Source organism: Pseudomonas sp. UBA6276 (assembly GCF_002438365.1).
Lineage (GTDB): Bacteria > Pseudomonadota > Gammaproteobacteria > Pseudomonadales > Pseudomonadaceae > Aquipseudomonas > Aquipseudomonas coleopterorum.
Genome location: NZ_DJUS01000158.1, coordinates 20,458 through 45,038, shown reverse-complemented (window position 1 = coordinate 45,038; position 24,581 = coordinate 20,458). Strand labels below are relative to the sequence as shown.

Below are 24,581 nucleotides of genomic sequence, written 5' to 3'. Positions count from 1 at the left end.
GCAGAGACCCGCTCCCACAGGGCTCCATGTGGGAGTAGGTCTCTGCCCGCGAATGGGCCACCAAGACCCCCGCTGCGTCGTTCTCGTCTACTTTGGAGTGTTCATAACAATGGCAAAAATCGTCGACATCAAAGGTCGTGAAGTTCTCGACTCCCGTGGCAACCCTACCGTGGAAGCCGACGTGCTTCTGGAAAACGGCATCATCGGCACTGCCTGTGCACCGTCGGGCGCGTCCACCGGCTCGCGTGAAGCGCTGGAGCTGCGCGATGGCGACAAGAGCCGCTACCTGGGCAAGGGTGTTCTGAAAGCCGTGGCTAACATCAATGGCCCGATTCGCGATGCGCTGCTGGGCAAGGACCCGGTTGACCAGAAGGCACTGGACCACGCCATGATTGCCCTGGACGGAACCGAGAACAAGGCATCGCTGGGCGCCAACGCCATCCTCGCCGTGTCCCTGGCTGCCGCCAAGGCTGCCGCGCAGGACCAGGACCTGCCCCTCTACGCGCACATCGCCAACCTCAATGGCACCCCGGGCGTCTACTCCATGCCCGTGCCGATGATGAACATCATCAACGGTGGCGAGCACGCCGACAACAATGTCGACATCCAGGAATTCATGGTCCAGCCCGTTGGCGCCAAGACCTTTTCCGACGCCCTGCGCATGGGCACCGAAATCTTCCACCACCTCAAGGCGGTACTGAAGGCTCGCGGCCTGAGCACTGCGGTAGGTGACGAAGGTGGCTTCGCCCCTGACCTGGCCTCCAACGAAGACGCTCTGAGCGCCATTGCCGAAGCCGTCGAGAAGGCCGGCTACAAACTGGGCACCGACGTGACCCTGGCACTGGACTGCGCTGCCAGCGAATTCTTCGAAAACGGCACCTACGATCTGGCCGGTGAAGGCCACAAGTTCGACGCCGAAGGTTTCGCCGAATACCTCAAGGGTCTCACCGAGCGCTACCCGATCATCTCCATCGAAGACGGCCTGGACGAGTCCGACTGGGCTGGCTGGAAGATCCTCACCGACAAGATCGGCGAGAAAGTTCAGCTGGTAGGTGACGACCTGTTCGTGACCAACACCAAGATCCTCAAGGAAGGCATCGACAAGAAGATCGCCAACTCGATCCTGATCAAGTTCAACCAGATCGGCACCTTGACCGAAACCCTGGAAGCCATCCAGATGGCCAAGGCCGCAGGTTACACCGCGGTGATCTCGCACCGCTCCGGCGAAACCGAGGATTCGACCATTGCCGACCTGGCCGTGGGTACCGCTGCCGGGCAGATCAAGACCGGCTCGCTGTGCCGCTCCGACCGCGTTTCCAAGTACAACCAACTGCTGCGTATCGAAGAGCAATTGGGCGCCAAGGCGATCTACCGTGGTCGCGACGAGTTTCGCGGCTAAGCAATAGATGGTAGAAAGACGACATGCGGAGCCTGGCGGATGCCAGGCTTCGTGCTATCTGGTCGCAGAGTTGAAGTTTTTTACCACTGGGTAATGTGATGCGCAGTCCTTATTGGTTGTTTCTCGTCTTGCTTCTGCTCCTGGGTGGTTTGCAGTATCGCCTGTGGGTCGGAAACGGAAGTCTCAAGCAGGTAGCCGAGCTGAAACAGCAGATCGCCGAACAGCACGCCGAGAACGAGCGGCTGCTGGAACGCAATCGCGTGATGGACGCTGAAGTACTCGAATTGAAAAAGGGCATGGAGACCGTGGAAGAACGCGCTCGCCATGAACTGGGCATGGTCAAGGAGGGTGAAACCCTCTACCAGTTGGCCCAATGAAGACCTCGCTGCCAGCCTTCTGGGCAGTGATTCCCGCTGCAGGCGTGGGTGCACGCATGGCGGCGGACCGTCCCAAGCAATACCTGAGCCTGGGCGGTCGTACCATTCTGGAACACAGCATCGATTGTTTTCTCGGGCATCCGCAGCTCAAGGGCGTGATCGTCAGCCTCGCTGCCGATGATCCGTTCTGGCCCGAACTGCCCAGCGCCCGCAACGAACTGATCCAGCGCGTGGCCGGCGGCCGCGAGCGGGCCGACTCGGTGCTCAACGCCTTGCTGCATTTGCATGCCCAGGGCGCAGACGAAGGCGATTGGGTGCTGGTGCACGATGCGGCGCGTCCCAATTTGTCCCGTGCCGATCTGGACAAGCTCCTCGCCGAACTCGCCGACGACAGCGTGGGCGGGCTGCTGGCCGTACCGGCGCGGGACACGCTCAAGCGTGCCGATGCGACCGGGCGCGTTCAGCACACCGTGGATCGCAGCACGATCTGGCAGGCGTTCACGCCGCAGATGTTTCGCCTGGGCGCCCTGCATCGAGCCTTGGCCGACAGCCTGGTGGCCGGCGTGGCCGTTACCGACGAAGCCTCGGCCATCGAATGGGCCGGGTTTGCGCCGAAACTGGTCGAAGGCCGGGCGGACAACCTCAAGGTCACCCGACCGGAAGATCTCGAGTGGTTGCGTCAGCGTTGGGCCATGCGCGGCTGAGGCGCGCGCTGACCTTGTTTGCGGCCGATGATCGCTCCTACAGATATTCCGGCCTCTCACTCAACCCCGTCCGCAGATAGTCCACCAGCTTTCTGACCTTCGGCGACAGGTGACGCTGTTGCGGATAAAGCCCCCATACCGCCGTATTGGGCGGCTGGTGGGCGTCCAGCAGCGACACCAGCGCACCGCTGCGCAGATGTTCGAGCACATAGTAGTCGGGCAACTGGCACAGCCCTACACCCTGCAACGCTGCCTCGAGTACCGCCTGACCGCTGTTGCAGCGCCAATTGCCTTGTACCCGCTGCGCCTGCTCCTTGCCATCGACCTGCAACGGCCAGATGTCCGAGCTGCCCACCAGGCAATTGTGCCGCGCCAGTTCCGACACGCTGTGTGGACGGCCGTATCGCGCCAGGTACAAGGGTGAGGCGCAGAGGAACATCCGCCGTGGGGCCAGTCGTGTCGCCACCAGCCGTGAGTCTTGCAGGCGTCCCAGCCGGATGGCCAGATCCAGGCCCTCGTGCAGCAGGTCCAGGGTGCGGTTGCTCAGCTCGATATCCACGCGCAGTTGCGGGTACAGTCCCATGAAGCGCGTGACCAACGGCACGATGAAGCGCTCGCCGTAGGCCACGGCACAGGTCAGGCGCAGCAGCCCCTTGGGTTCCCCGGTCAGATCGCTCATGGCACGCCAGGCTTCGTCGCGGCCATCCTGCAGGCGTTGGCAATGTTGCAGGAACGTCTGGCCCGCCTCGGTCAGCGCTACGCGCCGCGTGCTGCGGTAGAGCAGGCGCGTCTGCAGGCGTTCTTCCAACCGCGCGATCTGGCGGCTGACATGGGACGACGATACGCCCAGGCGCTGGGCCGCAGCGCTGAAATGAGCGCACTCGGCCACTGCGACGAACTCGTCGATCCCCTCCCAGCGGTTGTCACTCATCCGATTATCCCTGTACAGCATCAATGTTTTGCCGAAGGGGTGATTATTCCGTATTGGTCGATGAATTACACTGTGGTCAGTCCCGTTCATTTCAGGAGCAGCATTGATGATCAAGTCCCGCGCCGCCGTTGCATTCGAAGCCAACAAGCCGTTGGAAATCGTCGAGATCGACGTGGCCATGCCCAAGGCCGGTGAAGTCCTGCTGCGCGTGGTCGCGTCCGGCGTCTGCCACACCGACGCGTACACCCTGTCGGGCGCGGATCCGGAAGGTATCTTCCCGTCGGTACTGGGCCATGAAGGTGGCGCCATCGTCGAAGCCGTGGGCGAGGGCGTCACCTCGGTTGCGGTGGGTGATCACGTCATTCCGCTGTACACACCCGAGTGCCGTCAGTGCAAGTTCTGCAAGTCGGGCAAGACCAACCTCTGCCAGGCCATCCGCGCCACCCAGGGCAAGGGCCTGATGCCTGATGGCACCACGCGCTTCTCGTACAACGGCAAGGAACTGTTCCACTACATGGGGACTTCGACGTTCTCCGAGTACACCGTGCTGCCGGAGATCTCGGTGGCCAAGATCGACAAGCAGGCGCCGCTGGAAAAGGTCTGCCTGCTGGGTTGCGGTGTCACCACCGGTATCGGTGCGGTACTGAACACGGCCAAGGTCAAGCCAGGCGACACCGTGGCGGTGTTTGGTCTGGGTGGCATCGGCCTGTCGGCGATCATCGGTGCGGTCAAGGCCAAGGCCGGGCGGATCATCGCCATCGACATCAACCCGAGCAAATTCGAGATCGCCCGTCAGCTGGGTGCCACCGACTGCATCAATCCCAAGGAATATGACCGTCCGATCCAGGAAGTCATCGTCGACCTTACCGACGGCGGCGTGGATTTCTCCTTCGAGTGCATCGGCAACGTGCAACTGATGCGTGCAGCCCTCGAATGCTGCCACAAGGGCTGGGGCGAATCGGTGATCATCGGTGTGGCCGGCGCCGGCCAGGAAATCGCCACGCGGCCATTCCAGTTGGTCACCGGTCGGGTCTGGCGCGGTTCGGCGTTCGGCGGCGTGCGCGGACGCACCGAGTTGCCCAGCTATGTCGAAATGGCCGAGACCGGCGAAATCCCGTTGGATACCTTCATCACCCACACCATGGGTCTGGAAGACATCAACAAGGCGTTCGACCTGATGCACGAAGGCAAGAGCATCCGCTCGGTCATCCATTTCTGAGGTCTGCCATGAGCCTGGAAAACCTGTCGTGCCAGAAGAGCTTCGGCGGCTGGCACAAGCGTTACAAGCATCGTTCCAAAACGTTGAATTGCGATATGACCTTCGCCGTGTACCTGCCGCCGCAGGCCGAGGAGGTCGGCAAGTTGCCCGTGCTGTACTGGCTGTCGGGGCTGACCTGCACCGACGAGAACTTCATGCAGAAGGCCGGTGGGCTCAAGCTGGCTGCGGAACTGGGCCTGATCATCGTTGCGCCCGACACCAGCCCTCGCGGTGCCGAGGTGCCGGATGATCCGGAGAAGGCCTGGGATTTCGGTCTGGGTGCCGGGTTCTATCTGAACGCCACCGAACAGCCGTGGGCGCAGCACTACCGCATGCACGACTACGTGGTGCACGAGTTGCCTGACCTTGTGGAAGCGCACTTTCCGGCGTCGGACAAACGCTCCATCAGCGGCCACTCGATGGGCGGCCACGGTGCGCTGGTCTGCGCGCTGCGCAACCCAGGGCGCTACCGATCGATCTCGGCGTTCTCGCCCATCAGCAATCCGATGGATTGTCCGTGGGGGCAGAAAGCGTTTTCCCATTATCTGGGGGAAGAGCGCTCGCGCTGGCGCGAATGGGACGCCAGCGTGCTGATTGCCGATGCGGCGGAACATCTGCCGCTGCTGGTGGATCAGGGCGATCGCGACGACTTCCTCGAGAACCAGCTCAAGCCGCAGGCCTTGAGCCAGGCGGCAAAGGCTGCAGGCTATGCACTGACGCTGCGCATGCAGCCGGGCTATGACCACAGCTATTACTTCATCGCCAGCTTCATCGATGACCATTTGCGGCATCATGCCAGGGCCTTGGGGTGACTGGACGGCCATCACCATCTTCGACAGATGTTTTGATCCGCCCAACCTGTGCCAAAGCAGGTAGAATCACGCCCTGACTCAATCAGGGCGTTTTTTTCTATGCGTATTGGCCACGGCTACGACGTGCACCGATTCGCCGAGGGTGACTTCATTACCCTGGGCGGCGTGCGAATCCCTCACAAGTTCGGCCTGCTGGCTCATTCCGACGGCGATGTCGTGCTGCACGCCTTGAGCGATGCCTTGCTCGGCGCCGCTGCGCTGGGCGACATCGGCAAGCACTTTCCGGACACCGATCCGCAGTTCAAGGGCGCGGACAGCCGTGTGCTGCTGCGTCATGTGGTGTCGGTAGTGGCCCAGAAAGGCTGGAAAGTCGGGAACGTCGACGCAACCATCGTGGCCCAGGCACCCAAGATGGCGCCGCACATCGAAACCATGCGGGAACGGATCGCCGCCGATCTGGGCGTGGAGCTGGACCAGGTCAACGTCAAGGCGACCACCACCGAGAAGCTGGGCTTCGCCGGGCGCGAGGAAGGTGTCGCCGTGCATGCGGTCGCCTTGTTGCTGCGCGCATGACCGAACTCGAACTGCTCGGCCCGCGAGCTTCAGGCGACAGCCTGGGCAGCGCCGTACTCAAGGCCAGCGCCGAAGATTTCCAGGTCGATGAAGTGCTGGACATCCCCTTGTCCGGTCAGGGCGAGCACCTCTGGCTATGGGTCGAAAAACGCAACCTCAATACCGAAGAAGCGGCCCGCCGCCTGGCCAAGGCCGCTGGCGTACCGCTGCGCACCGTCAGCTACGCAGGCCTGAAGGACCGCCAGGCGCTGACTCGGCAGTGGTTCAGCCTGCATCTGCCTGGCAAGGCCGATCCGGACCTGAGTGCTGCGCAGAACGACACCTTGGTCATCCTCAAGCACGCCCGGCACTCGCGCAAATTGCAGCGCGGCGCCCACTCGGCCAACGGCTTCACCGTTCGCTTGACCGCGCTCAAGGCCGATCGCACAGCACTCGATGCGCGCCTTGAAGAAATCCGGCAGGCCGGCGTACCGAATTATTTCGGCACCCAGCGCTTCGGTTTTCAGGGCGGCAACCTGCAAGACGCTCGGCAGTACGCCGAACGCCAGGCGCTGCCCGAGCAACGCAACGTGCGTTCGCGCCTGCTCTCCACGGCGCGCAGTTTTCTGTTCAACCAGATACTCGCCGCGCGTGTTGCTGACGGTACCTGGAACCGAGCCCAGGTCGGTGATCTGCTGGCCTTCACTGACAGCCGCAGTTTCTTTGTGGCCGGTGAAGCCGAATGCAGCGACCCGCGACTGGACATCCTCGACCTGCACCCCACCGCAGCGCTGTGGGGCGAGGGCGCTTCGGCCGCCGGCGGCCATTGCGCCGACCTGGAAAACACCGTGGCCGGTCAGCATCCATCTCTCTGCGCCTGGCTCGCCCGAGCCGGTCTGGAGCAGGAGCGACGCATTCTGCGGCTGCCCATTGGCGAGCTGACGTGGCATTATCCCGAGCCTGACATCCTGCAGTTGCACTTCGTCCTGCCGGCCGGTTGCTTCGCCACTGTCGTGGTGCGCGAACTCGTCGATCTGGTGCCGACAGGGCAGACGGAAAGTCCATGCGTATTCTGATTTCCAACGATGATGGGGTCACCGCCCCCGGCCTCGCCGCGCTTCACGACGTGTTGCAGGGCTACGCCCAGTGCACGGTGATCGCCCCCGACCAGGACCGCAGCGGCGCCAGCAGTTCGCTCACGCTGGATCGGCCGCTGCACCCGCAGACCTTGCCGAACGGCTTCATCAGCGTCAACGGCACGCCCACCGACTGCGTGCACCTGGGCCTCAACGGCCTGTTGCCCTTCGAGCCGGATCTGGTGGTTTCAGGCATCAATCTGGGCGCCAACCTGGGCGACGACGTGCTGTATTCGGGCACTGTGGCCGCCGCCCTCGAAGGGCGCTTCCTGGGGCACACCTCGTTTGCCTTCTCGTTGCTGTCGCGTCAGCCCGAGCACCTGCCGACCGCGGCGTACTATGCGCGCAAGCTCATCGAGGCCCGTGACCAGTTGAACCTGCCGCCGCGCACCGTGCTCAACGTGAACATTCCCAACCTGCCGATCGAGCGTATTCGTGGCATGGTCCTGACCCGTCTGGGCCATCGGGCCCGAGCCGCCGCACCGATCCGCATGGTCGACCCGCGCGGCAAGCCTGGCTACTGGATTGCGGTGGCCGGTGATGCCGAGGACGGCGGTCCCGGTACCGATTTCCATGCGGTAATGCAGGGCTACGTGTCGGTCACCCCGCTGCAGCTGGACCGTACCTTCAACCAGGCCTTCGAACAGGTTCAAGGCTGGCTCGAGGGGCTCGGTTGATGCGCAATAGAGACAATCAGCACCACGGCATCGGCATGACCTCGCAACGCACCCGCGAGCGCCTGATCCAGCGGTTGTGCGACGAAGGCCTGGCCAATACCCAGGTGCTCGAAGTGCTGCGCCGCACGCCTCGCCACCTGTTCGTCGACGAAGCCCTTGCCCACCGCGCCTATGAAGACACGGCGCTGCCCATCGGCCACAACCAGACCATTTCCCAGCCTTACATGGTCGCCCGCATGAGCGAGCTGTTGCTCGCGGCGGGTCCCTTGGACAAGGTCATGGAGATCGGCACGGGTTCGGGCTACCAGACGGCCGTATTGGCCCAACTGGTGGAACGGGTGTTCTCGGTGGAACGGATCAAGGTCCTGCAGGATCGCGCCAAGGAGCGCCTGCAGGCCCTCGATCAACGCAACGTGGTGTTCCGCTGGGGCGATGGCTGGGAGGGCTGGCCGGCGCTGGCGCCGTACAACGGCATCATCGTGACCGCCGTGGCGACCGATGTTCCGCAAGCCTTGCTCGATCAACTCGCGCCCGGTGGTCGGCTGGTGATTCCGGTCGGCTCGGGCGACGTCCAGCAATTGATGCTGATCGTACGCGAAGAGCACGGCTTCTCCCGGCATGTCCTGGAGGCGGTACGTTTCGTGCCGTTGCTCAACGGTCCGCTGGCGTGATCGGTGTGGCCGTGCGGAGTGAATTCTGCTGCCCGGCGCCTGTCTGACAGCGGGTCGTGGCGCAGGTACGGCCAGAGCCTGCAGCCAGGCGTGTCGAAGGCGAGCAGTGAAGTTGGATATTTTTTTGTCACCACAACAAAGGAGCGGCGGGTGAGCCTCACAATCATTGGGCAGCGTGCAGGTAGTTCGAGCTTCAAGCTCCTGATGCTCGGGGTTGCGGTCGCAGCTTTTCTGTCCGGCTGTTCCAGCACCTCCAGCCAGGTCAGCGTGGTCGATCGCAACAATGCAGCCAAGGCGGCACAGCGCCAGCCCGTGACCACCGGCCAGTACGCGGTCAAGCGCGGCGACACACTGTTTTCCATCGCCTTCCGCTATGGTTGGGATTACAAGGCCCTGGCCGCACGCAACAACATTCCCGTGCCCTATACCATTCGTCCCGGTCAGGTGATTCGCTTCGACGGCAGCTCGGGCACGCCAGCAACCACCGTGGTCACCACGCAGAGTGGCGCCTCGGCATCGTCCTCGAGCCGTACCACCGTCACCCGCCGACCGCTGACCACGGCGCCGACCACGACCGCCAGCAGCGCTGCCATCCCCGTGCCTTCGCCCACGCCGGTACCCGCTGGCGAGCGCACACAGGGTGGTTGGGCATGGCCAGCCAATGGTGTTCTGATCGGCAAATTCGCTTCAAACGGTAGTTTGAATAAAGGAATTGATATCGCCGGTGATTTGGGACAGCCTGTTTTTGCTGCGTCTGATGGGGCTGTGGTTTACGCCGGGAGTGGATTGAGGGGCTACGGCGAGTTGGTCATCATCAAACACAGTGATACCTACGTCAGTGCCTACGGTCACAACCGCAGGTTGTTGGTTCGGGAGGGTCAGCAGGTCAAGGTCGGTCAGACAATTGCCGAAATGGGTTCAACGGGGACGGACCGGGTGAAGCTGCATTTTGAGATTCGCCGCCAGGGCAAGCCCGTAGATCCGCTGCAGTTCCTGCCACGTCGTTGATTTGCACTGCCAGCCTGTTCCTTCACGTAGTGGGGACGGGCTCAAGCGCTGCCATGGAGATTGGCGCCGCTGGAGCTTGAGGTCGAACTCAGCAAAGGACTATAACAATGGCTCTCAGCAAAGAAGCGCCGGGGTTTGACATCGACGATGAGGTGCTCCTTATGGAACCCGGCATCGTATTGGATGTGATGTCGGACGAAGAACCTGCTGCACCCGCGGTTCGCACCAAGGCCCGCAGTTCCACATCGCTCAAACAGCACAAGTACATCGATTACACACGGGCGCTCGACGCGACCCAGTTGTATTTGAATGAAATCGGTTTTTCACCTCTGCTTTCACCCGAAGAAGAGGTGCACTTCGCACGGCTTTCCCAGAGCGGCTGCCCAGCCGGTCGCAAGCGCATGATCGAAAGCAACCTGCGCCTGGTCGTGAAGATAGCCCGTCGCTACGTCAATCGCGGCCTGTCCTTGCTCGACCTTATCGAGGAGGGCAACCTGGGGCTGATTCGCGCGGTCGAGAAATTCGACCCCGAGCGCGGCTTCCGCTTCTCGACCTATGCCACCTGGTGGATCCGGCAGACCATCGAACGGGCGATCATGAATCAGACCCGTACCATCCGCCTGCCGATTCACGTGGTCAAGGAGCTCAACGTGTACCTGCGCGCCGCGCGCGAGCTCACGCAGAAGCTCGACCACGAACCGTCCCCCGAGGAAATCGCCAACCTGCTGGAAAAGCCCGTGGGCGAGGTCAAGCGCATGCTTGGGCTCAACGAACGGGTGTCTTCGGTGGACGTATCGTTGGGGCCGGATTCGGACAAGACCCTGCTCGACACCCTGACCGACGACCGCCCTACCGACCCGTGCGAGCTGCTGCAGGATGACGATCTGTCCCAGAGCATCGACCAGTGGCTGTCCGAGCTGACCGACAAGCAGCGCGAAGTGGTGGTGCGCCGTTTCGGCCTGCGCGGGCACGAGAGCAGTACGTTGGAGGATGTCGGTCTGGAGATCGGCCTGACCCGCGAACGCGTACGCCAGATCCAGGTGGAAGGCCTCAAACGATTGCGCGAGATACTCGAGAAGAACGGGCTGTCCAGCGAGTCGCTGTTTCAATAGGCTCGCTAGCATGGCCAATCAATACGCCCCTTTCGCAGGGGCGTTTTTATTGGCGGCTGTAATGTTGCAGGTGATTGTCAGTATTTCCGGCGACGTTATGTAAGCCTTTGGCTATAAAGCGAGTCAAAGTTTCGTAATTTGAAATCCTGTGCGCTGCAACTGGCTGTTCCACCGCAACTTATTCAATAATCTGACAACAAAGTCAGCTTCCCGCGAGAATTAACCGCAGTTGTCTTAACTCTTGGATACGTTAATATCAAGGCGTGTTCAGGGACGACACAGGTGCTCAGGATCGAGTGCCCAAAAGGGATATCGCAGTGACGCGATTCATCAGGACGATGACAGGGATAAAAGGGACAGGGAAAGGTGGGCGGCTCATTACCGCCCCTTTTTTTTGTCTTTTTTTTGGGTGGGAAGCAAACCCCCAGCCGCTCGAACGGGCGTCACCTCAGTGATCGCGGCCGAACGGGCTGGCGCGGGGCAGCAGGGGCGACTTAGCGCTCCAGATCCTTGATCTTGCCTTTAACGCCGTCGAACTCTTCGGCTTCAGGCAGTGCGTCCTTCTTCTCGGTAATGTTGGGCCAGACTTCGGCCAACTCCACGTTCAGCTGGATGAACTCCTGCATGTCTTCGGGCACCTCATCTTCCGAGAAGATGGCTTGGGCCGGGCATTCTGGCTCGCACAGTGCGCAGTCGATGCACTCATCCGGGTGAATCACCAGGAAATTCGGGCCTTCGTAGAAGCAGTCCACCGGACAGACTTCCACGCAGTCGGTGTACTTGCACTTGATGCAGTTGTCGGTGACGACGAAGGTCATTTCTATTTCTCTCCTCAGGCGGCGGCAGCGAAGCCCTTCACAGGGCCGCTTGGTTTGGGACAGGCAGCCGCAGACCAGGCTAATAGCCGTTGGCATTCCCAAACCGCGCGGGATTCTAGCAGCTTGTAGGAATAAGCGTTAGACCCGGTTCTTCAGTGCATAGAGCAATTCCAGCGCTTGGCGCGGGGTCAGTCCATCGATATCGGTCTTGGCAAGCTGCTCCAGTACCGGGTGTGGCAGGCTCGCGAACAGGTCGGCCTGATGCGGCGCTGCCGTCTTGCCAGGTGCGGGCGTCGGGGCCTCGTGAGGCAGGCTGGTGGTTTCCAGGCGGCTCAGGTGCTCCTTGGCCCGCTGGATCACCGCGCCTGGCACGCCCGCCAACTGCGCTACCGCCAGACCATAACTCTGGCTGGCGGGACCGGCGAGCACATGGTGCAGAAAAACGATGCGTTCGTTGTGTTCGGTAGCGCTCAGGTGCACGTTCGCCACCAGTGGCTGGCTCTCCGGCAGCACCGTCAGCTCGAAGTAATGAGTGGCGAACAACGTGTAGGCGCGCAGTCCGGCCAGGCATTCGGCGGCAGCCCAGGCCAGCGACAGGCCGTCGAAGGTGCTGGTGCCGCGACCGACTTCGTCCATCAGCACCAGGCTGCGCTCGGTGGCGTTGTGCAGGATGTTCGCGGTCTCGCTCATTTCCACCATGAAGGTCGACCGACCGCCGGCCAGATCGTCACTCGAACCGATTCGGGTGAAGATGCGGTCGACCAGCGACAACTCGCAACTGGCCGCTGGCACGAAGCTGCCGATGTGCGCCAGCAACACGATCAAGGCGGTCTGCCGCATGTAGGTGGACTTACCGCCCATGTTCGGACCGGTGATCACCAGCATGCGAGTGCTGTCGTCCAGGCTCAGGTCGTTGGCCACGAACGGCGTGGTCAGCACCTGCTCGACAACCGGATGGCGACCCTGGCCGATGCGCAGGCACGGCTCTTCCACGAAGCGCGGACGATTGAGGTCCAGGTTCAGGGCCCGCTCCGCCAGGTTGCTCAGCACATCGAGTTCGGCCAGCGCTGCTGCAGTGTCCTGCAAGGGTGGCAAATGGCCGATGAGGTTTTCCAGCAGTGCTTCGTACAACGACTTCTCGCGCGCCAGGGCGCGACTCTTGGCCGACAGCGCCTTGTCTTCGAAGGCCTTGAGCTCGGGAGTGATGAAGCGCTCGGCGCCCTTTAGCGTCTGCCGCCGGATGTAGTCCGCCGGTGCCTGTTCGGCTTGCTTGCTGGGCAGTTCGATGAAGTACCCGTGCACACGGTTATAGCCCACCTTCAAGTGGGACAGGCCGGTACGCGCCTTTTCGCGCGCTTCGAGATCGATCAGGAACTGCCCGGCGTTCTCGCTGAGCGACAGCAGTTCGTCCAGCTCGCTGTCATAACCGGTCTTCAGCACACCGCCGTCACGGATCACTGCAGGTGGGTTGTCGACGATGGCTTTGGCCAAAAGATCGGCCAGCTCTGGATAGGTCCCGGCGATGGCCGCCAGCTGCGCCAGATGCGGCGCTTCGAGCTCGGCCATCGCCACCTGCAGCTCGGGCAGGGCGGCCAGGGCGTCACGCAGGCGCGCCAGATCCCGCGGCCGGGCATTGCGCAACCCGATCCGCGCGAGAATTCGCTCGATGTCGCCGATTTCCTTGAGCTGGGGCTGCAGACTTTCGAAGCGGTAACCTTCCAGCAGGCAGGTGATCGAGCCCTGGCGTGCCTGCAGCACCTTGAGGTCACGCAGTGGGCGATTGAGCCAGCGCGTCAGCAGGCGGCTGCCCATCGCGGTCTGGCAGCGGTCGATGACCGATTGCAGGGTATTGTCGCGCCCGCCGGCCAGGTTGGTGTCCAACTCCAGGTTGCGACGGCTGGCACCGTCCAGCACCACCGTGTCATCCAGGCGTTCGTGACGCAGGCTGCGCAGATGGGGCAGGGCAGTGCGCTGGGTTTCCTTAGCATAGCCGAGCAGGCAACCGGCGGCGCCGATGGCCAGGGTCAACTTCTCGCAACCGAAGCCCTTGAGGTCCTGGGTGGCGAACTGTTGACACAGACTCTTGTGCGCGGTGTCGCGCTCGAAGTCCCATGGGGCGCGGCGGCGAGAGCCCTTGCGCTTCTCGGCCGGCAGCCCCTGGGGCCAGTCATCGGGAATCAGCAACTCGACCGGATTGATCCGCTCAAGCTCCGCCAGCAGGTTTTCCCAGCCCGCCAGCTCCATGACCATGAAGCTGCCGCTGGTGATGTCCAATACCGCCAGACCGAACAGACGTTCGTCGCCCAGTACGGCCGCGATGAGGTTGTCGCGACGCTCGTCGAGCAGCGCTTCGTCGCTGACCGTACCCGGGGTGATGATGCGAACCACTTGCCGCTCGACCGGCCCCTTGCTCGTCGCTGGGTCGCCGATCTGCTCGCAGATCACCACCGATTCGCCGAGCTTGACCAGCTTGGCCAGGTAACCCTCGGCCGCATGGTAGGGAATACCGCACATGGGGATCGACTGCCCCGCCGACTGCCCGCGGGCAGTCAGGGTGATGTCGAGCAGTTTGGCCGCTTTCTTCGCGTCTTCGTAGAAGATTTCGTAGAAATCGCCCATGCGGTAGAACATCAGCTGTTCAGGATGCTGGTTCTTCAGCTTCCAGTACTGTTGCATCATCGGGGTGTGGTTAGAAAAATCGGACATTCAAGGACTTAGCTCGCGGGTGTCTTGGGGGACGTAAGGCAGGTGGCCAATAGTACAGGGATTTTTTTTGCGATGTAGGACGTTGGCAGCACAGACGCAGTCGCACGAATGCCCGTCGGCTCGGTCGTATTCAGGCAGGCCACGGCGACTTTTGACCTGCATGGCGCGAGGGCGTAGCCTCGTTGGCCGCCTCATCAAGGAGCTGCTATGGACGCCTCGACCTCACTCTCTGCCGACCTCGGCGAACGCCTGCTTGCCCTCGGCGCCCAGGTCACCACGGCGGAGTCCTGCACAGGCGGTGGCATTGCCGAAGCCATCACACGAATCGCCGGCAGCTCGGCATGGTTCGAAGCGGGTTACATCACCTATTCCAATACGCAGAAAACCGCCCAGTTACAGGTTCCGACCGAGCTGTTCGAACAGGTCGGTGCCGTCAGCCGCGAGGTGGTCGAAGCCATGGTGCGCGGAGCTCAGCAGCACAGCAGAGCACGCTTTGCCGTGGCAGTCAGTGGCGTCGCCGGCCCTGGCGGTGGCTCCGCTGACAAGCCGGTGGGCACGGTGTGGTTGGCCTGGGCCGACGGCACTCGGCTGTTCAGCCGGCGCGAGCAGTTTGCCGGCGACCGCGATGCCGTGCGCCGGCAAACCGTGGTCGCTGCGCTTCAGGGTTTGTTACACCTTGCCGCTGGAGAAAAACCGTTTCCGGGGTAGGCGAGGGACGTGGTATGTGGAATAATACTGGCTACTTATACAGGTGTTCTGGCCGTCAGGCCTTATTGATTACGTGAGGACTTCAATGGACGACAACAAGAAGCGTGCCTTGGCTGCGGCCCTGGGTCAGATCGAACGTCAATTCGGTAAGGGCGCCGTCATGCGCATGGGTGACCACGATCGCCAAGCGATCCCGGCCATCTCTACCGGTTCGCTCGGTCTGGATATCGCGCTGGGTATCGGCGGTCTGCCAAAAGGCCGGATCGTCGAGATCTACGGCCCGGAATCGTCGGGTAAGACCACGCTGACGCTTTCGGTCATCGCCCAGGCTCAGAAGGCCGGTGCAACCTGCGCCTTCGTCGACGCCGAGCACGCGCTGGATCCCGAATACGCTGGCAAGCTGGGCGTCAACGTTGATGACCTGCTGGTCTCTCAGCCGGACACCGGCGAGCAGGCGCTGGAAATCACCGACATGCTGGTACGCTCCAACGCAGTCGACGTGATCATTGTCGACTCCGTGGCCGCACTGGTGCCCAAGGCCGAGATCGAAGGCGAGATGGGCGACATGCACGTGGGTCTGCAGGCACGCCTGATGTCCCAGGCGCTGCGCAAGATCACCGGTAACATCAAGAACGCCAACTGCCTGGTCATTTTCATCAACCAGATTCGCATGAAGATCGGCGTGATGTTCGGCAGCCCGGAAACCACCACCGGTGGTAACGCGCTGAAGTTCTACGCCTCGGTTCGCCTGGACATCCGCCGCACCGGCGCAGTCAAGGAAGGCGACGAAGTGGTGGGCAGCGAAACCCGCGTCAAGGTCGTCAAGAACAAGGTGGCACCGCCATTCCGTCAGGCCGAGTTCCAGATCCTGTACGGCAAGGGCATCTACCTGAACGGCGAAATCGTCGACCTGGGTGTGGCCAATGGTCTGCTGGAGAAGTCGGGCGCCTGGTACAGCTACCAGGGCAGCAAGATCGGTCAGGGCAAGGCCAACTCGGCCAAGTTCCTGCAAGACAACCCGGAAATCAAGGCCACTCTCGAGAAACAGATCCGCGACAAACTGCTGACCGGTGGTACCGACAAGGCGGCAGCAGACAAGGCATCGGCGGCGACTGCACCCGCTGCAGACACGGCTGAAGCAGAAGATGATTTCTGATTAGCCCATGCCACCTGTCGTACTGGATACACCCGTCGCCGTGCGACGGTCTGCCATGGACCTGCTCGCACGTCGCGAGCACGGTCGAGTCGAGCTGACGCGCAAATTGCGTCAGCGCGGCGCCTCCCCCGACATGATCGACACCGAGCTTGATCGTCTCACCGACGAAGGCTTGTTGTCCGAAGCGCGTTATCTGGAAAGCTTCATTCGCTACCGAGCCAACTCGGGCTACGGGCCTGCGCGGATACGCGAAGACCTGACCCAGCGCGGTCTGCAGCGGGCTGATGTCGAAGAAGCACTTCGTCAAAGCGGATTCGATTGGGGCGTACAGCTGCGTGATGTCTGGGAGCGCAAGTTCGCCGCCAGGCTTCCCATTGAAGCCAAGGAGCGAGCCCAGCAGACCCGCTTTCTGGCGTATCGGGGCTACCCGATGGAGCTGATTTCCCGTCTACTCAACGGCAAGGATCTGGACTGATCCTTTTCGCCGTTGAGTTAGCGGTGCTCGTCGAGGAGCACCGTCATTTTTCTCAGAGCATTACTTGCCGCAATCCTTGGCGGTGTAGGACTGAGTGCCGATGGTGCGATTGGTCTTGTATTCGGTGAAGTCGTAGCGCATCACGGCACCCTGTGCCATCAGGTTGCGGAAACCCTTGTTGCGACACACGCTGGCACCCAGCTGCAGGTACACGGTTTTGGGATCACGGCGCATCTCTTCGGCCTGGCTTTCGCGAACGCTCAGATGGTTGATCAACTGGTTGCCTTCGACGGTGAAACCTTGATCGAGGATGTCCTCGTTGATTGCGCGCGGCGTACCCACACTGCTTTGCTGAGCGACTTTCTGCAGGTTTTTCGACAGCTCCATCTCCTTCAACGAGGCAGCGTGGGCGGCCAGCGGCAGGGCAAGCAGCAAGGCGAAGGATGGGGCGATAAAGCGCAGCATGAAACACTCCTGGGCAAAAAGCCGGGCAAGACAAGTGGGCGTAAGACCTGTCGATGGTACAGGCGTTCACCCACCTCTGAGGGTAGGCGGATTATACGGTGCGGCACGTCCGCTCACCATCGGCATCGCTGCCAGGGTCAGCTCTGCTAGAATCCGCGCCCCAGTTCCCAGCGTGATCTGCAATGAGCCATGCCGTTTTCCGTCTGCGCAGCGAGCGTCTGGCGCGCAGTACCCAGCCATTTACCGCAAGGGGTTCGCGTGCGCCGCGCTGCCCGCGTTGCCGGGTCATTCCCCAGTACTGTCTGTGCGCCTGGCGCCCCAGTGTCGATGCGCAATCGGCCATGTGTCTGCTGATGCATGACGTCGAACCCATGAAGCCCAGCAATACCGGTTGGCTGATCGCGGACGTGATCGCCGACACCCATGCCTTCATGTGGTCGCGGGTGGGTGTCGACCCACAATTGCTGGCGCTGCTGGCCGATCCACAGTGGCAACCCTACCTGGTCTTTCCCGGAGAATTCGTCGAGCCGCAGCGGGTGACGAACAGCGTGACTCCCCAGCCCGGCCGGCGTCCGCTGTTCATCCTGCTGGACGCCACCTGGACCGAAGCGCGAAAGATGTTCCGCAAGAGCCCCTATCTGGCTTCGCTGCCGGTGCTGAGCCTGGCGCCTGAGCAACTGTCGCGCTACACCTTGCGCCGTTCCAAGCGTGATGATCACTTCTGCACGGCCGAGGTGGCCGCGCTGTGTCTGGAGTTGGCCGGGGACGAGGCGGCAGCGCGAGTGCTGGATGCCTATCTGGATGTGTTCAGTGCACACTACCTGGCGGCGAAATTTCAGGAGCCCGTCGACGAGACGGATGCGGGGCATCGATTCCTGGTCGACTACCTATAATTCCGGGCACTGCGTCGAATCCGAGTCGACTCTGGCCGTGGAGTCGCTTGACCACCATGAGCGGGGTCGGCATTCTTGGCGCCGAATCGGGCGGTACTGTCCGAGCGGCTTCATTTCCTGGAATCCTGTGATCAATGGCCACTTACGAAATCCTGATCGCCGACGACCATCCTCTGTTCCGCAGTGCGCTGCACCAGGCCTTGACCATGGGACTGGGCGCGGACGTGCGTCTGGTCGAGGTGGCGAGCATTGCCGAGCTCGAGGGGCGTCTCGATGAAAAGGCCGACTGGGACCTGGTGCTGCTGGATCTCAACATGCCAGGCGCCTATGGCTTCTCGGGACTGGTCTTGCTGCGTGGCCAGTACCCGCAGATCCCGGTGGTGATGGTCTCGGCCCAGGAAGACGCCTGGGTCATGGTGCGCTCGCGTGAATTTGGTGCCAGTGGCTTCATCCCCAAGTCGAGTCCGCTGGAAACCATCCAGGCCGCCGTGCGTGATGTGCTGGATGGGGAGGTGTGGTGGCCGCCGCAGGCGTTCGAGGCGGTTAGCGTCTCCGCTGAAGCCAAGGCCGCCAGCGAAGGACTGGCCAGCTTGACGCCTCAGCAGTTCAGGGTACTCACCATGGTCTGCGAAGGGTTGCTGAACAAGCAGATCGCCTACGAACTCGGCGTGTCGGAAGCCACCATCAAGGCCCACGTGACGGCGATCTTCCGCAAGCTGGGCGTGCGCACTCGCACCCAGGCCGCCTTGCTGTTGCAACAACTGGAGTCCACCTCCGCGAACTGAGCTGTACCGTCACCTCTTTCAATGCCGAACGTTTCAGTGTCGGCCGTTTTCCCTTTCCGGATCGTCGCGCATGTCACCTTTCAAGGGCCAGACCGGCCTCAAACGTATTCTCAACGCCACCGGCTACTCCTTTGACGGCCTGCGCGCCGCGTTCACCGGCGAAGCCGCGTTCCGCCAACTGGTACTGCTCAACGTCGTGCTGGTGCCCGTAAGCTTTTTACTGCAGGTCAGCCGTGTGGAGCGGGCGGTGCTCATTGCCGTGTGCTTGCTGGCGTTAATCGTGGAGCTGCTCAATTCGGCGATCGAGGCGGCCATTGACCGCATCTCGCTGGAGCGTCACCCGTTGTCGAAGAATGCCAAGGACATGGGCAGCGCCGCCCAGTTCGTCGCGCTGACCATGATCGTGCTGGTGTGGGCGGTGATTCTGCTGTGACCGGCGGCTGAGGTCAGGCGATGTCGGGCAGCACGATTTCGTCGCTGCGCTGGGCGCCGGCGGTGAAGGCGCGGCACAGTTCGAGAAACTCGCGCATCGCCGACGTCTGGTATTTGCGTTTGTGCCAGATGAAGTAGAACTGTCGCGCCAGATCCAGTTCGGGCGTGTGCACCGGCACCAGGCTGCCGCGCCGAAAGGCGTCGCGCAAGGCCAGTCGCGAGATGCAGCCGATGCCCAGCCCGGACTCCACGGCGCGCTTGATCGCTTCGGTGTGTTCCAGTTCGAGGCGGATGTTGAGTGCCAGGCGATGGTGGCGCATGGCTTGGTCGAAGGTCAGGCGCGTGCCCGAGCCTTGTTCGCGCAGAATCCACGCCTCCTGGGTCAGCAGCGCTAGGCTGGCGCTGGATACGCGAGCCAATGGGTGACGCGGTGCGCAGAACACCACCAGTTCGTCTTCGACCCAGGGCTGCACCTCGATGTCGGGATGACTGCAGTCGCCTTCGATCAAGCCCAGATCGATTTCGTAATGGGCGACCTGCTGGACGATATTGGCGGTGTTCTGTACGTGCAGCTTGACCTGGCTTTCCGGGTGCACCTGCATGAAGCGGCCGATCAGTAAAGTGGCCAGGTAGTTGCCGATGGTCAAGGTCGCGCCCACCGCCAGCGACCCGAATCCGGACTTGCCGTTGAGCAGGTCTTCGATTTCCTTGGCCTGGTCGAGCAGGGCTACGGCCTGGGGGAGCAATTGATGGCCCAGGGCGTTGAGACTCAGGCGCTTGCCGGCGCGGTCGAACAGCTGACAGCTCGATTGCCGCTCAAGCTCGGTGATGGAGGTGCTGGCTGCCGACTGCGACAGCGACAGCAGGTTGGCAGCGCGCGACACGCTTTCCTGCTGGGCCACGGTGACGAAGACTTGCAATTGGCGGAGTGTGAATCGCATATCTATATAACCGATTACCCATATCTCAATAATCCATTTAACAGATATTGTTGATCCCCGTAAACTACTGCGCACTCGCGCCCCTGTCAGGCGTACGCTTTTTCTAGGAGCCCCGTACATGAGCAACATGAACCACGAACGTGTACTCAGTGTTCATCACTGGAATGACACCCTGTTTAGCTTCAAGTGCACCCGTGATCCGGGCCTGCGCTTCGAGAACGGGCAGTTCGTGATGATCGGCCTGCAGCAGCCCAACGGCCGCCCGCTTATGCGCGCCTACTCGATCGCCAGCCCGAACTGGGAAGAGCATCTGGAGTTCTTCAGCATCAAGGTGCCTGACGGCCCGCTGACCTCGCAGCTGCAGCACCTCAAGGAAGGCGACGAGATCATCATCAGCAAGAAGCCCACCGGCACCCTGGTCCTCGACGACCTGAAGCCGGGCAAGCACCTCTACCTGCTGAGCACCGGCACTGGCCTGGCGCCGTTCATGAGCGTCATCCAGGATCCGGAAACCTACGAGCGCTTCGAGAAGGTCATTCTTTGCCACGGCGTGCGTTACGTGAACGAGGTCGCCTACCGCGAGTTCATCACCGAGCACCTGCCGCAGAACGAGTTCTTCGGTGAAGCCCTGCGCGACAAGCTGATCTACTACCCCACCGTGACGCGTGAGCCGTTCGAGAACGAAGGCCGCCTGACCGACCTGATGCGCAGCGGCAAGCTGTTCAGCGACATCGGCCTGCCGCCGATCAACCCGCAGGACGACCGTGCCATGCTGTGCGGCAGTCCGAGCATGCTCGACGAGACCAGCGAAGTGCTCAACAGCTTCGGCCTGACCGTTTCGCCACGCATGCGTGAGCCGGGTGACTACCTGATCGAGCGCGCCTTCGTCGAGAAGTAAGCGGCTGATCAGCATCCTGAAAAAAACCGCCCTCGGGCGGTTTTTTTGTGGCCTGTGAAAAGGTCTAGGGCAACACCACTTCCAGCACACGAATCAGGTCGGGTTGCGGATAGTGCCAGCGCACGTCCACATCCCAGAACCGCGCACCGTATTCGCGCTCCGGCGCGGGCTTCTGGTACGCCGGACGTGGGTCCTGGGCCAGGCACTGTTCGATCAGTTCGACCAAGGGCTGTCCCAGGCGTGCGGCGTGCGTTCGGGCCTGCACCAGTCCACTGTCCTGCCACTGCACGGCAATAGGCTCGGGCGCGGCGCTGGCAATCGCGTTGACGGCGCCAGGCACGTTATCGGCATAGGGCACGTAGGGCTTGATGTCCAGCACGGGCGTGCCATCCAGCAGATCGATGCCGGAGAGGTGCAGGCGCGCACCCTCGACCTTGTCCAGGCGCACCACTGACTGGCCGATGCCATTGGGTCGATGGGTAGCGCGGGTGGCGAAGACGCCGATCGACTGGTTGCCCCCCAGCCGTGGTGGGCGAACCTTCAAGCGTGGCTTGTCTTCCAGGGCCTCATGGAACATGAACAGTAGCCACACATGGCTGACCTGTTCCAGGCCCTGCACAGCCTCGCCCTGATCGAACGGTGGCAGCAGCTCAAGCACACCGCACGCGGCCGGCGCCAGTTGGGGCTGGCGCGGGATGGCGAATTTTTCCTTGAAGCAGGAGCGGACAAAACCGATGGGTTCGACGCTATAGGCCATAGGGCTTAACCACGGACTCGCAGGGTCAGGCCCTTGAGGAAGTTGCGCAGCAGCTGGTCGCCACAGGGACGGTAGTTGTTATGGCCGAACTTGCGAAACAGGGCGCTCAGCTCGGGCTTGGACACCGGAAAGTCTACCGACTTGAGCACGGCGTGCATGTCGTCTTCCTTGAGTTCGAAGGCCACGCGCAGTTTCTTCAACACGATGTTGTTGGTCACTGGCAGCTCGACCGGCTGGGCCGGGCGGCTCTCGTCACGACCACGGCGATAGATCACCAGGCCGTCGAGGAAGTGCGCCAGGACCGCGTCCGGGCAATGCACGAAGCCTTCTTCCTCGTCTTTTTTGGTGTAGGCGATGACGTCGGCCTTGCTGATTTCCAGTCCGCCCAGGGCAGTGATGTCAGCCACCTTGCCATCGCTGATGTCGAGCATGTAGCGCACGCTGCGCAGTACATCGTTGTGAATCATCGTGTAGGTCCTGGTTGAACGACACTGCCCAGGCAGCGCCGGAAAAAGAGAGGGTTCAGAATTTTTCCTTGCTCGTCAGGTAGCGCCACTGGCCCAGCGGCAGCTTGCCCATCGACACCCCACCGACACGGATGCGGCGGATCGAGACGATCGTCAGGCCGACACTGGCGCACAGTTGCTGCAGTACGCCCGGTGCAGGGTTCTTCATGGCCAAGCGCAGGCGTGTCTCGTTCTGCCAGCTGGCCTTGACCGCCGGCAGTGCCTTGCCTTTGTACAGCGCGCCGTGATTGAGGCGATTGAGGCCGTGGGGGCTCATTTCGCCCGTCACTTCCACGACGTATTCCTGCTCGATCTTGGCCGCGTCGGCGGTCAGCTTGCGCAGGGTCTTCCAGTCCTGGGTGAAAATCTGCAGGCCACTGGCGTTGGCCGGCAACTCGGCCGCGCAGCTCAGGCGCAGGAAGTGGCCCTTGAGCGGGCGTTTGCCGAAGGCGTGCTCGCCGGACAAGGTCTGCGCGTCAAGGGTGGCCAGCGCCCCTTCGGCGCTCTGTCCCGGCGCCTGGTGCAGCAACAGGGTGACCGGTTCCGGCGCTTCGGCCTTGGCCTGCGGGTCGAGCTCGACCTTCTGCGTGTCCACCTTGAACTGCGGTTCGTCGACCACCACGCCGTCAACGGACACCCAGCCGCCTTCGATGAAGAGTTCAGCCTCGCGGCGGGAACACCCGACCAGTTCGATGAGGCGTTTGGAGAGACGAATGGGTTCAGACATGACTGCGGCCGTAGCTGGGAAAGGGCGCTAGTGTAACTGTCTGGCGGCGGTTAAGCCCGCGCAGATTACCCAGCGACCGGCAACGGGAGTGGGCGCGACGGCGAACCGGTTCGGTCGCCGCCTGCTTGCACGGTGGGTCAGAGCGCCTGGAGTCAGGCCAGTTCGGCCCACAAATCGTATTCGTCGGCGTCGACGATGGTGCACCAGACCTTGTCGCCCGGCTTGAGGTGAGTGGCATCGTCGATGAATACGTTACCGTCGATTTCCGGCGCATCGAAGAAGCAGCGACCCACGGCGCCCTGTTCCTCGACCTCATCGATCAGCACTTCCACGCGCTTGCCGATGCGCATCTGCAGGCGTGCTGCACTGATCGCCTGCTGGTGCGCCATGAAACGGTCCCAGCGGTCCTGCTTCACGTCGTCCGCAACGATGTCGGCGTCCAGCAGGTTGGCCGGCGCGCCTTCGACCGGCGAGTACTGGAAGCAGCCGACGCGGTCCAGCTGGGCCTCGCTCAGCCAGTCCAGCAGGTACTGGAAGTCTTCTTCGGTCTCGCCGGGAAAGCCGACGATGAAGGTCGAACGGATGATCAGATCCGGGCACTGCTCGCGCCATTTCTTGATGCGCGCCAGGGTCTTGTCTTCGAAGGCCGGGCGCTTCATCGCCTTGAGCACTTTCGGGCTGGCATGCTGGAACGGGATGTCCAGGTACGGCAGGATCTTGCCGGCGGCCATCAGCGGAATGATGTCGTCGACGTTGGGGTAGGGGTACACGTAGTGCAGGCGGACCCAGACGCCCAGGCTGCTCAGCGCTTCGCACAGTTCGAGCATGCGCGTCTTGACCGGTCGACCGTTCCAGAAATCGGTCTTGTACTTGACGTCCACGCCGTAGGCGCTGGTGTCCTGGGAAATGACCAGCACTTCCTTGACCCCGGCCTTGACCAGGCGCTCGGCTTCGCTCAGGACGTCGCCCACCGGGCGGCTGACCAGCTTGCCGCGCATCGAGGGGATGATGCAGAAGCTGCAGCTGTGGTTGCAGCCTTCGGAAATCTTCAGGTAGGCATAGTGACGCGGCGTGAGCTTGATGCCCTGCGGCGGTACCAGGTCGATCAGCGGGTTGTGGTCCTGACGCGGTGGCACCACTTCGTGCACGGCGTTGACCACCTGCTCGTATTGCTGAGGGCCGGTGACCGACAGCACGCTGGGATGCACCTTGCGAATGGCATTCTCTTCGACGCCCATGCAGCCGGTGACGATGACCTTGCCGTTTTCCTTGAGCGCCTCGCCGATCACTTCCAGCGACTCGGCCTTGGCGGTGTCGATGAAGCCACAGGTGTTGACCACCACGACGTCGGCGTCTTCATAGGTCGGTACCACTTGGTAACCTTCCATGCGCAACTGAGTCAGGATGCGCTCGGAGTCGACCAGGGCCTTGGGGCAACCCAGCGAGACGAAGCCGACCTTTGGAGCGGCCGACGAAGGAGTGGTGGACATGGCTAACCTCGGTATCGATAGGGCCTCGTGGGCCGCACAGGCGGGCGCTGGGTACGCCTCTGATCAAAAAGTGCGCAATTCTAGCGATGGCGAGGTCTCTTGACCAGCATTATGCGAGGAATTACGACGAGTGCTGCGCTATGCTTCGCCGCGTCGCGCCACATGGCGTTACAAATCAAGGTCGCAG

Annotated in this window: 27 protein-coding genes; 18 read left to right on the top strand and 9 right to left on the bottom strand. The window is 62.2% G+C overall.

The features are described 5' to 3' along the window. The first annotated feature begins 109 nt into the window (after positions 1–109). The 3 genes from eno to ispD all read left to right on the top strand — a co-directional run bounded on the left by eno (position 110) and on the right by ispD (position 2,480). Positions 110–1,399 (top strand): phosphopyruvate hydratase, encoded by a 1,290-nt coding sequence (gene eno / locus B2V21_RS18435; RefSeq protein ID WP_049862273.1) that lies wholly within the window; start codon positions 110–112, stop codon positions 1,397–1,399. A 98-nt stretch (positions 1,400–1,497) separates the two neighbouring features. Beyond that, positions 1,498–1,776 carry a cell division protein FtsB gene (ftsB, locus tag B2V21_RS18430; RefSeq protein WP_043185120.1) on the top strand — a complete coding sequence of 93 codons (279 nt, stop codon included), beginning with the start codon at positions 1,498–1,500 and terminating at the stop codon, positions 1,774–1,776. Next, on the top strand, positions 1,773–2,480 hold the full coding sequence (ispD, locus tag B2V21_RS18425; RefSeq protein ID WP_049862272.1) for a 2-C-methyl-D-erythritol 4-phosphate cytidylyltransferase: 708 nt from the start codon (positions 1,773–1,775) through the stop codon (positions 2,478–2,480). Before ftsB ends, ispD begins: the two co-directional genes overlap by 4 nt. Positions 2,481–2,517: 37 nt before the next feature. Here the strand turns inward: ispD and B2V21_RS18420 are convergent, their stop codons facing one another. Beyond that, positions 2,518–3,411 carry a LysR family transcriptional regulator gene (locus B2V21_RS18420; protein ID WP_049862271.1) on the bottom strand — a complete coding sequence of 298 codons (894 nt, stop codon included), beginning with the start codon at positions 3,409–3,411 and terminating at the stop codon, positions 2,518–2,520. Positions 3,412–3,517: 106 nt separating this feature from the next. Between B2V21_RS18420 and B2V21_RS18415 the strand changes: the two genes are divergently transcribed. From B2V21_RS18415 to rpoS, 8 genes are all read left to right on the top strand, one after another. Then, positions 3,518–4,630, top strand: a complete 1,113-nt coding sequence (locus B2V21_RS18415; protein ID WP_043185129.1) for an S-(hydroxymethyl)glutathione dehydrogenase/class III alcohol dehydrogenase — start codon at positions 3,518–3,520, stop codon at positions 4,628–4,630. Between the two features lie 8 nt (positions 4,631–4,638). Beyond that, complete coding sequence (fghA, locus tag B2V21_RS18410) at positions 4,639–5,481, top strand: S-formylglutathione hydrolase (protein ID WP_286917639.1); 843 nt, start codon at positions 4,639–4,641, stop codon at positions 5,479–5,481. Between the two features lie 99 nt (positions 5,482–5,580). Next, positions 5,581–6,054, top strand: a complete 474-nt coding sequence (gene ispF / locus B2V21_RS18405; RefSeq protein WP_286917638.1) for a 2-C-methyl-D-erythritol 2,4-cyclodiphosphate synthase — start codon at positions 5,581–5,583, stop codon at positions 6,052–6,054. After that, entirely contained in the window at positions 6,051–7,109 is a 1,059-nt protein-coding gene (gene truD, locus B2V21_RS18400) for a tRNA pseudouridine(13) synthase TruD (protein WP_286917637.1), read from the top strand. The genes ispF and truD overlap by 4 nt, the downstream gene beginning before the upstream one ends. Next, positions 7,097–7,846 (top strand): 5'/3'-nucleotidase SurE, encoded by a 750-nt coding sequence (gene surE, locus B2V21_RS18395; protein WP_090359736.1) that lies wholly within the window; start codon positions 7,097–7,099, stop codon positions 7,844–7,846. The genes truD and surE overlap by 13 nt, the downstream gene beginning before the upstream one ends. 35 nt (positions 7,847–7,881) lie before the next feature. Continuing rightward, positions 7,882–8,517 carry a protein-L-isoaspartate(D-aspartate) O-methyltransferase gene (locus B2V21_RS18390; RefSeq protein ID WP_161804308.1) on the top strand — a complete coding sequence of 212 codons (636 nt, stop codon included), beginning with the start codon at positions 7,882–7,884 and terminating at the stop codon, positions 8,515–8,517. A 150-nt stretch (positions 8,518–8,667) separates the two neighbouring features. Beyond that, a complete protein-coding gene (locus tag B2V21_RS18385; RefSeq protein WP_286917644.1) occupies positions 8,668–9,525 on the top strand; it encodes a peptidoglycan DD-metalloendopeptidase family protein in 858 nt (285 codons plus the stop codon). A gap of 107 nt (positions 9,526–9,632) precedes the next feature. Then, positions 9,633–10,637 carry an RNA polymerase sigma factor RpoS gene (gene rpoS, locus B2V21_RS18380; protein ID WP_049862264.1) on the top strand — a complete coding sequence of 335 codons (1,005 nt, stop codon included), beginning with the start codon at positions 9,633–9,635 and terminating at the stop codon, positions 10,635–10,637. A gap of 494 nt (positions 10,638–11,131) precedes the next feature. Here rpoS and fdxA read toward each other — a convergent pair whose 3' ends face one another. Together fdxA and mutS are read right to left on the bottom strand one after the other, a co-directional pair. Beyond that, a complete protein-coding gene (gene fdxA, locus B2V21_RS18375; protein WP_043185148.1) occupies positions 11,132–11,455 on the bottom strand; it encodes a ferredoxin FdxA in 324 nt (107 codons plus the stop codon). A 138-nt stretch (positions 11,456–11,593) separates the two neighbouring features. After that, complete coding sequence (gene mutS, locus B2V21_RS18370; RefSeq protein WP_286917636.1) at positions 11,594–14,161, bottom strand: DNA mismatch repair protein MutS; 2,568 nt, start codon at positions 14,159–14,161, stop codon at positions 11,594–11,596. Positions 14,162–14,368: 207 nt separating this feature from the next. Between mutS and B2V21_RS18365 the strand changes: the two genes are divergently transcribed. The 3 genes from B2V21_RS18365 to recX all read left to right on the top strand — a co-directional run bounded on the left by B2V21_RS18365 (position 14,369) and on the right by recX (position 16,500). Next, on the top strand, positions 14,369–14,869 hold the full coding sequence (locus B2V21_RS18365) for a CinA family protein (protein WP_286917635.1): 501 nt from the start codon (positions 14,369–14,371) through the stop codon (positions 14,867–14,869). Between the two features lie 85 nt (positions 14,870–14,954). Further along, positions 14,955–16,025 (top strand): recombinase RecA, encoded by a 1,071-nt coding sequence (gene recA, locus B2V21_RS18360; RefSeq protein ID WP_286917634.1) that lies wholly within the window; start codon positions 14,955–14,957, stop codon positions 16,023–16,025. A gap of 7 nt (positions 16,026–16,032) precedes the next feature. Then, entirely contained in the window at positions 16,033–16,500 is a 468-nt protein-coding gene (gene recX / locus B2V21_RS18355; RefSeq protein WP_282345806.1) for a recombination regulator RecX, read from the top strand. Between the two features lie 60 nt (positions 16,501–16,560). Here the strand turns inward: recX and B2V21_RS18350 are convergent, their stop codons facing one another. Beyond that, a complete protein-coding gene (locus B2V21_RS18350; protein WP_049862260.1) occupies positions 16,561–16,965 on the bottom strand; it encodes a PA3611 family quorum-sensing-regulated virulence factor in 405 nt (134 codons plus the stop codon). A gap of 182 nt (positions 16,966–17,147) precedes the next feature. Between B2V21_RS18350 and B2V21_RS18345 the strand changes: the two genes are divergently transcribed. The 3 genes from B2V21_RS18345 to B2V21_RS18335 all read left to right on the top strand — a co-directional run bounded on the left by B2V21_RS18345 (position 17,148) and on the right by B2V21_RS18335 (position 19,076). Continuing rightward, the gene (locus B2V21_RS18345; RefSeq protein WP_286917633.1) at positions 17,148–17,858 is read left to right on the top strand and encodes a tRNA-uridine aminocarboxypropyltransferase; all 711 of its coding nucleotides are present in this window, start codon (positions 17,148–17,150) and stop codon (positions 17,856–17,858) included. A gap of 134 nt (positions 17,859–17,992) precedes the next feature. Continuing rightward, positions 17,993–18,643: a response regulator transcription factor ErdR gene (gene erdR / locus B2V21_RS18340; RefSeq protein WP_049862258.1), complete on the top strand. Its 651-nt coding sequence runs from the start codon at positions 17,993–17,995 to the stop codon at positions 18,641–18,643. A 70-nt stretch (positions 18,644–18,713) separates the two neighbouring features. Next, entirely contained in the window at positions 18,714–19,076 is a 363-nt protein-coding gene (locus tag B2V21_RS18335) for a diacylglycerol kinase (protein ID WP_056843836.1), read from the top strand. A gap of 13 nt (positions 19,077–19,089) precedes the next feature. On the opposite strand, the gene B2V21_RS18330 is transcribed toward B2V21_RS18335, so the two are convergent. Then, positions 19,090–20,016 (bottom strand): LysR family transcriptional regulator, encoded by a 927-nt coding sequence (locus tag B2V21_RS18330; protein WP_286917632.1) that lies wholly within the window; start codon positions 20,014–20,016, stop codon positions 19,090–19,092. Between the two features lie 118 nt (positions 20,017–20,134). Here B2V21_RS18330 and fpr point away from each other — a divergent pair, with 118 nt between their 5' ends. Beyond that, the gene (fpr, locus tag B2V21_RS18325) at positions 20,135–20,914 is read left to right on the top strand and encodes a ferredoxin-NADP reductase (RefSeq protein ID WP_002554680.1); all 780 of its coding nucleotides are present in this window, start codon (positions 20,135–20,137) and stop codon (positions 20,912–20,914) included. Between the two features lie 64 nt (positions 20,915–20,978). Here the strand turns inward: fpr and tsaA are convergent, their stop codons facing one another. From tsaA to rimO, 4 genes are all read right to left on the bottom strand, one after another. Further along, positions 20,979–21,671: a tRNA (N6-threonylcarbamoyladenosine(37)-N6)-methyltransferase TrmO gene (gene tsaA / locus B2V21_RS18320; RefSeq protein WP_286917631.1), complete on the bottom strand. Its 693-nt coding sequence runs from the start codon at positions 21,669–21,671 to the stop codon at positions 20,979–20,981. Positions 21,672–21,676: 5 nt separating this feature from the next. Continuing rightward, a complete protein-coding gene (locus tag B2V21_RS18315) occupies positions 21,677–22,138 on the bottom strand; it encodes a DUF1456 family protein (RefSeq protein ID WP_090359721.1) in 462 nt (153 codons plus the stop codon). 55 nt (positions 22,139–22,193) lie between these two features. Beyond that, positions 22,194–22,904 (bottom strand): rRNA pseudouridine synthase, encoded by a 711-nt coding sequence (locus B2V21_RS18310; RefSeq protein WP_286917630.1) that lies wholly within the window; start codon positions 22,902–22,904, stop codon positions 22,194–22,196. A gap of 152 nt (positions 22,905–23,056) precedes the next feature. Then, positions 23,057–24,394: a 30S ribosomal protein S12 methylthiotransferase RimO gene (gene rimO, locus B2V21_RS18305; protein ID WP_049862251.1), complete on the bottom strand. Its 1,338-nt coding sequence runs from the start codon at positions 24,392–24,394 to the stop codon at positions 23,057–23,059. Positions 24,395–24,581 lie beyond the last annotated feature (187 nt).

Bases quoted from the DNA above. Each gene is read 5' to 3' on its own strand.
- erdR (WP_049862258.1), top strand. From the start codon at position 17,993: ATGGCCACTTACGAAATCCTGATCGCCGACGACCATCCTCTGTTCCGC.
- B2V21_RS18390 (WP_161804308.1), top strand. From the start codon at position 7,882: ATGACCTCGCAACGCACCCGCGAGCGCCTGATCCAGCGGTTGTGCGAC.
- B2V21_RS18365 (WP_286917635.1), top strand. From the start codon at position 14,369: ATGGACGCCTCGACCTCACTCTCTGCCGACCTCGGCGAACGCCTGCTT.
- ispF (WP_286917638.1), top strand. From the start codon at position 5,581: ATGCGTATTGGCCACGGCTACGACGTGCACCGATTCGCCGAGGGTGAC.
- B2V21_RS18345 (WP_286917633.1), top strand. From the start codon at position 17,148: ATGAGCCATGCCGTTTTCCGTCTGCGCAGCGAGCGTCTGGCGCGCAGT.
- B2V21_RS18330 (WP_286917632.1), bottom strand. From the start codon at position 20,016: ATGCGATTCACACTCCGCCAATTGCAAGTCTTCGTCACCGTGGCCCAG.
- rpoS (WP_049862264.1), top strand. From the start codon at position 9,633: ATGGCTCTCAGCAAAGAAGCGCCGGGGTTTGACATCGACGATGAGGTG.
- B2V21_RS18420 (WP_049862271.1), bottom strand. From the start codon at position 3,411: ATGAGTGACAACCGCTGGGAGGGGATCGACGAGTTCGTCGCAGTGGCC.
- fghA (WP_286917639.1), top strand. From the start codon at position 4,639: ATGAGCCTGGAAAACCTGTCGTGCCAGAAGAGCTTCGGCGGCTGGCAC.
- fdxA (WP_043185148.1), bottom strand. From the start codon at position 11,455: ATGACCTTCGTCGTCACCGACAACTGCATCAAGTGCAAGTACACCGAC.
- B2V21_RS18335 (WP_056843836.1), top strand. From the start codon at position 18,714: ATGTCACCTTTCAAGGGCCAGACCGGCCTCAAACGTATTCTCAACGCC.
- ftsB (WP_043185120.1), top strand. From the start codon at position 1,498: ATGCGCAGTCCTTATTGGTTGTTTCTCGTCTTGCTTCTGCTCCTGGGT.
- surE (WP_090359736.1), top strand. From the start codon at position 7,097: ATGCGTATTCTGATTTCCAACGATGATGGGGTCACCGCCCCCGGCCTC.
- recX (WP_282345806.1), top strand. From the start codon at position 16,033: ATGCCACCTGTCGTACTGGATACACCCGTCGCCGTGCGACGGTCTGCC.
- B2V21_RS18315 (WP_090359721.1), bottom strand. From the start codon at position 22,138: ATGATTCACAACGATGTACTGCGCAGCGTGCGCTACATGCTCGACATC.
- eno (WP_049862273.1), top strand. From the start codon at position 110: ATGGCAAAAATCGTCGACATCAAAGGTCGTGAAGTTCTCGACTCCCGT.
- recA (WP_286917634.1), top strand. From the start codon at position 14,955: ATGGACGACAACAAGAAGCGTGCCTTGGCTGCGGCCCTGGGTCAGATC.
- mutS (WP_286917636.1), bottom strand. From the start codon at position 14,161: ATGTCCGATTTTTCTAACCACACCCCGATGATGCAACAGTACTGGAAG.
- B2V21_RS18415 (WP_043185129.1), top strand. From the start codon at position 3,518: ATGATCAAGTCCCGCGCCGCCGTTGCATTCGAAGCCAACAAGCCGTTG.
- fpr (WP_002554680.1), top strand. From the start codon at position 20,135: ATGAGCAACATGAACCACGAACGTGTACTCAGTGTTCATCACTGGAAT.
- rimO (WP_049862251.1), bottom strand. From the start codon at position 24,394: ATGTCCACCACTCCTTCGTCGGCCGCTCCAAAGGTCGGCTTCGTCTCG.
- ispD (WP_049862272.1), top strand. From the start codon at position 1,773: ATGAAGACCTCGCTGCCAGCCTTCTGGGCAGTGATTCCCGCTGCAGGC.
- truD (WP_286917637.1), top strand. From the start codon at position 6,051: ATGACCGAACTCGAACTGCTCGGCCCGCGAGCTTCAGGCGACAGCCTG.
- B2V21_RS18310 (WP_286917630.1), bottom strand. From the start codon at position 22,904: ATGTCTGAACCCATTCGTCTCTCCAAACGCCTCATCGAACTGGTCGGG.
- tsaA (WP_286917631.1), bottom strand. From the start codon at position 21,671: ATGGCCTATAGCGTCGAACCCATCGGTTTTGTCCGCTCCTGCTTCAAG.
- B2V21_RS18350 (WP_049862260.1), bottom strand. From the start codon at position 16,965: ATGCTGCGCTTTATCGCCCCATCCTTCGCCTTGCTGCTTGCCCTGCCG.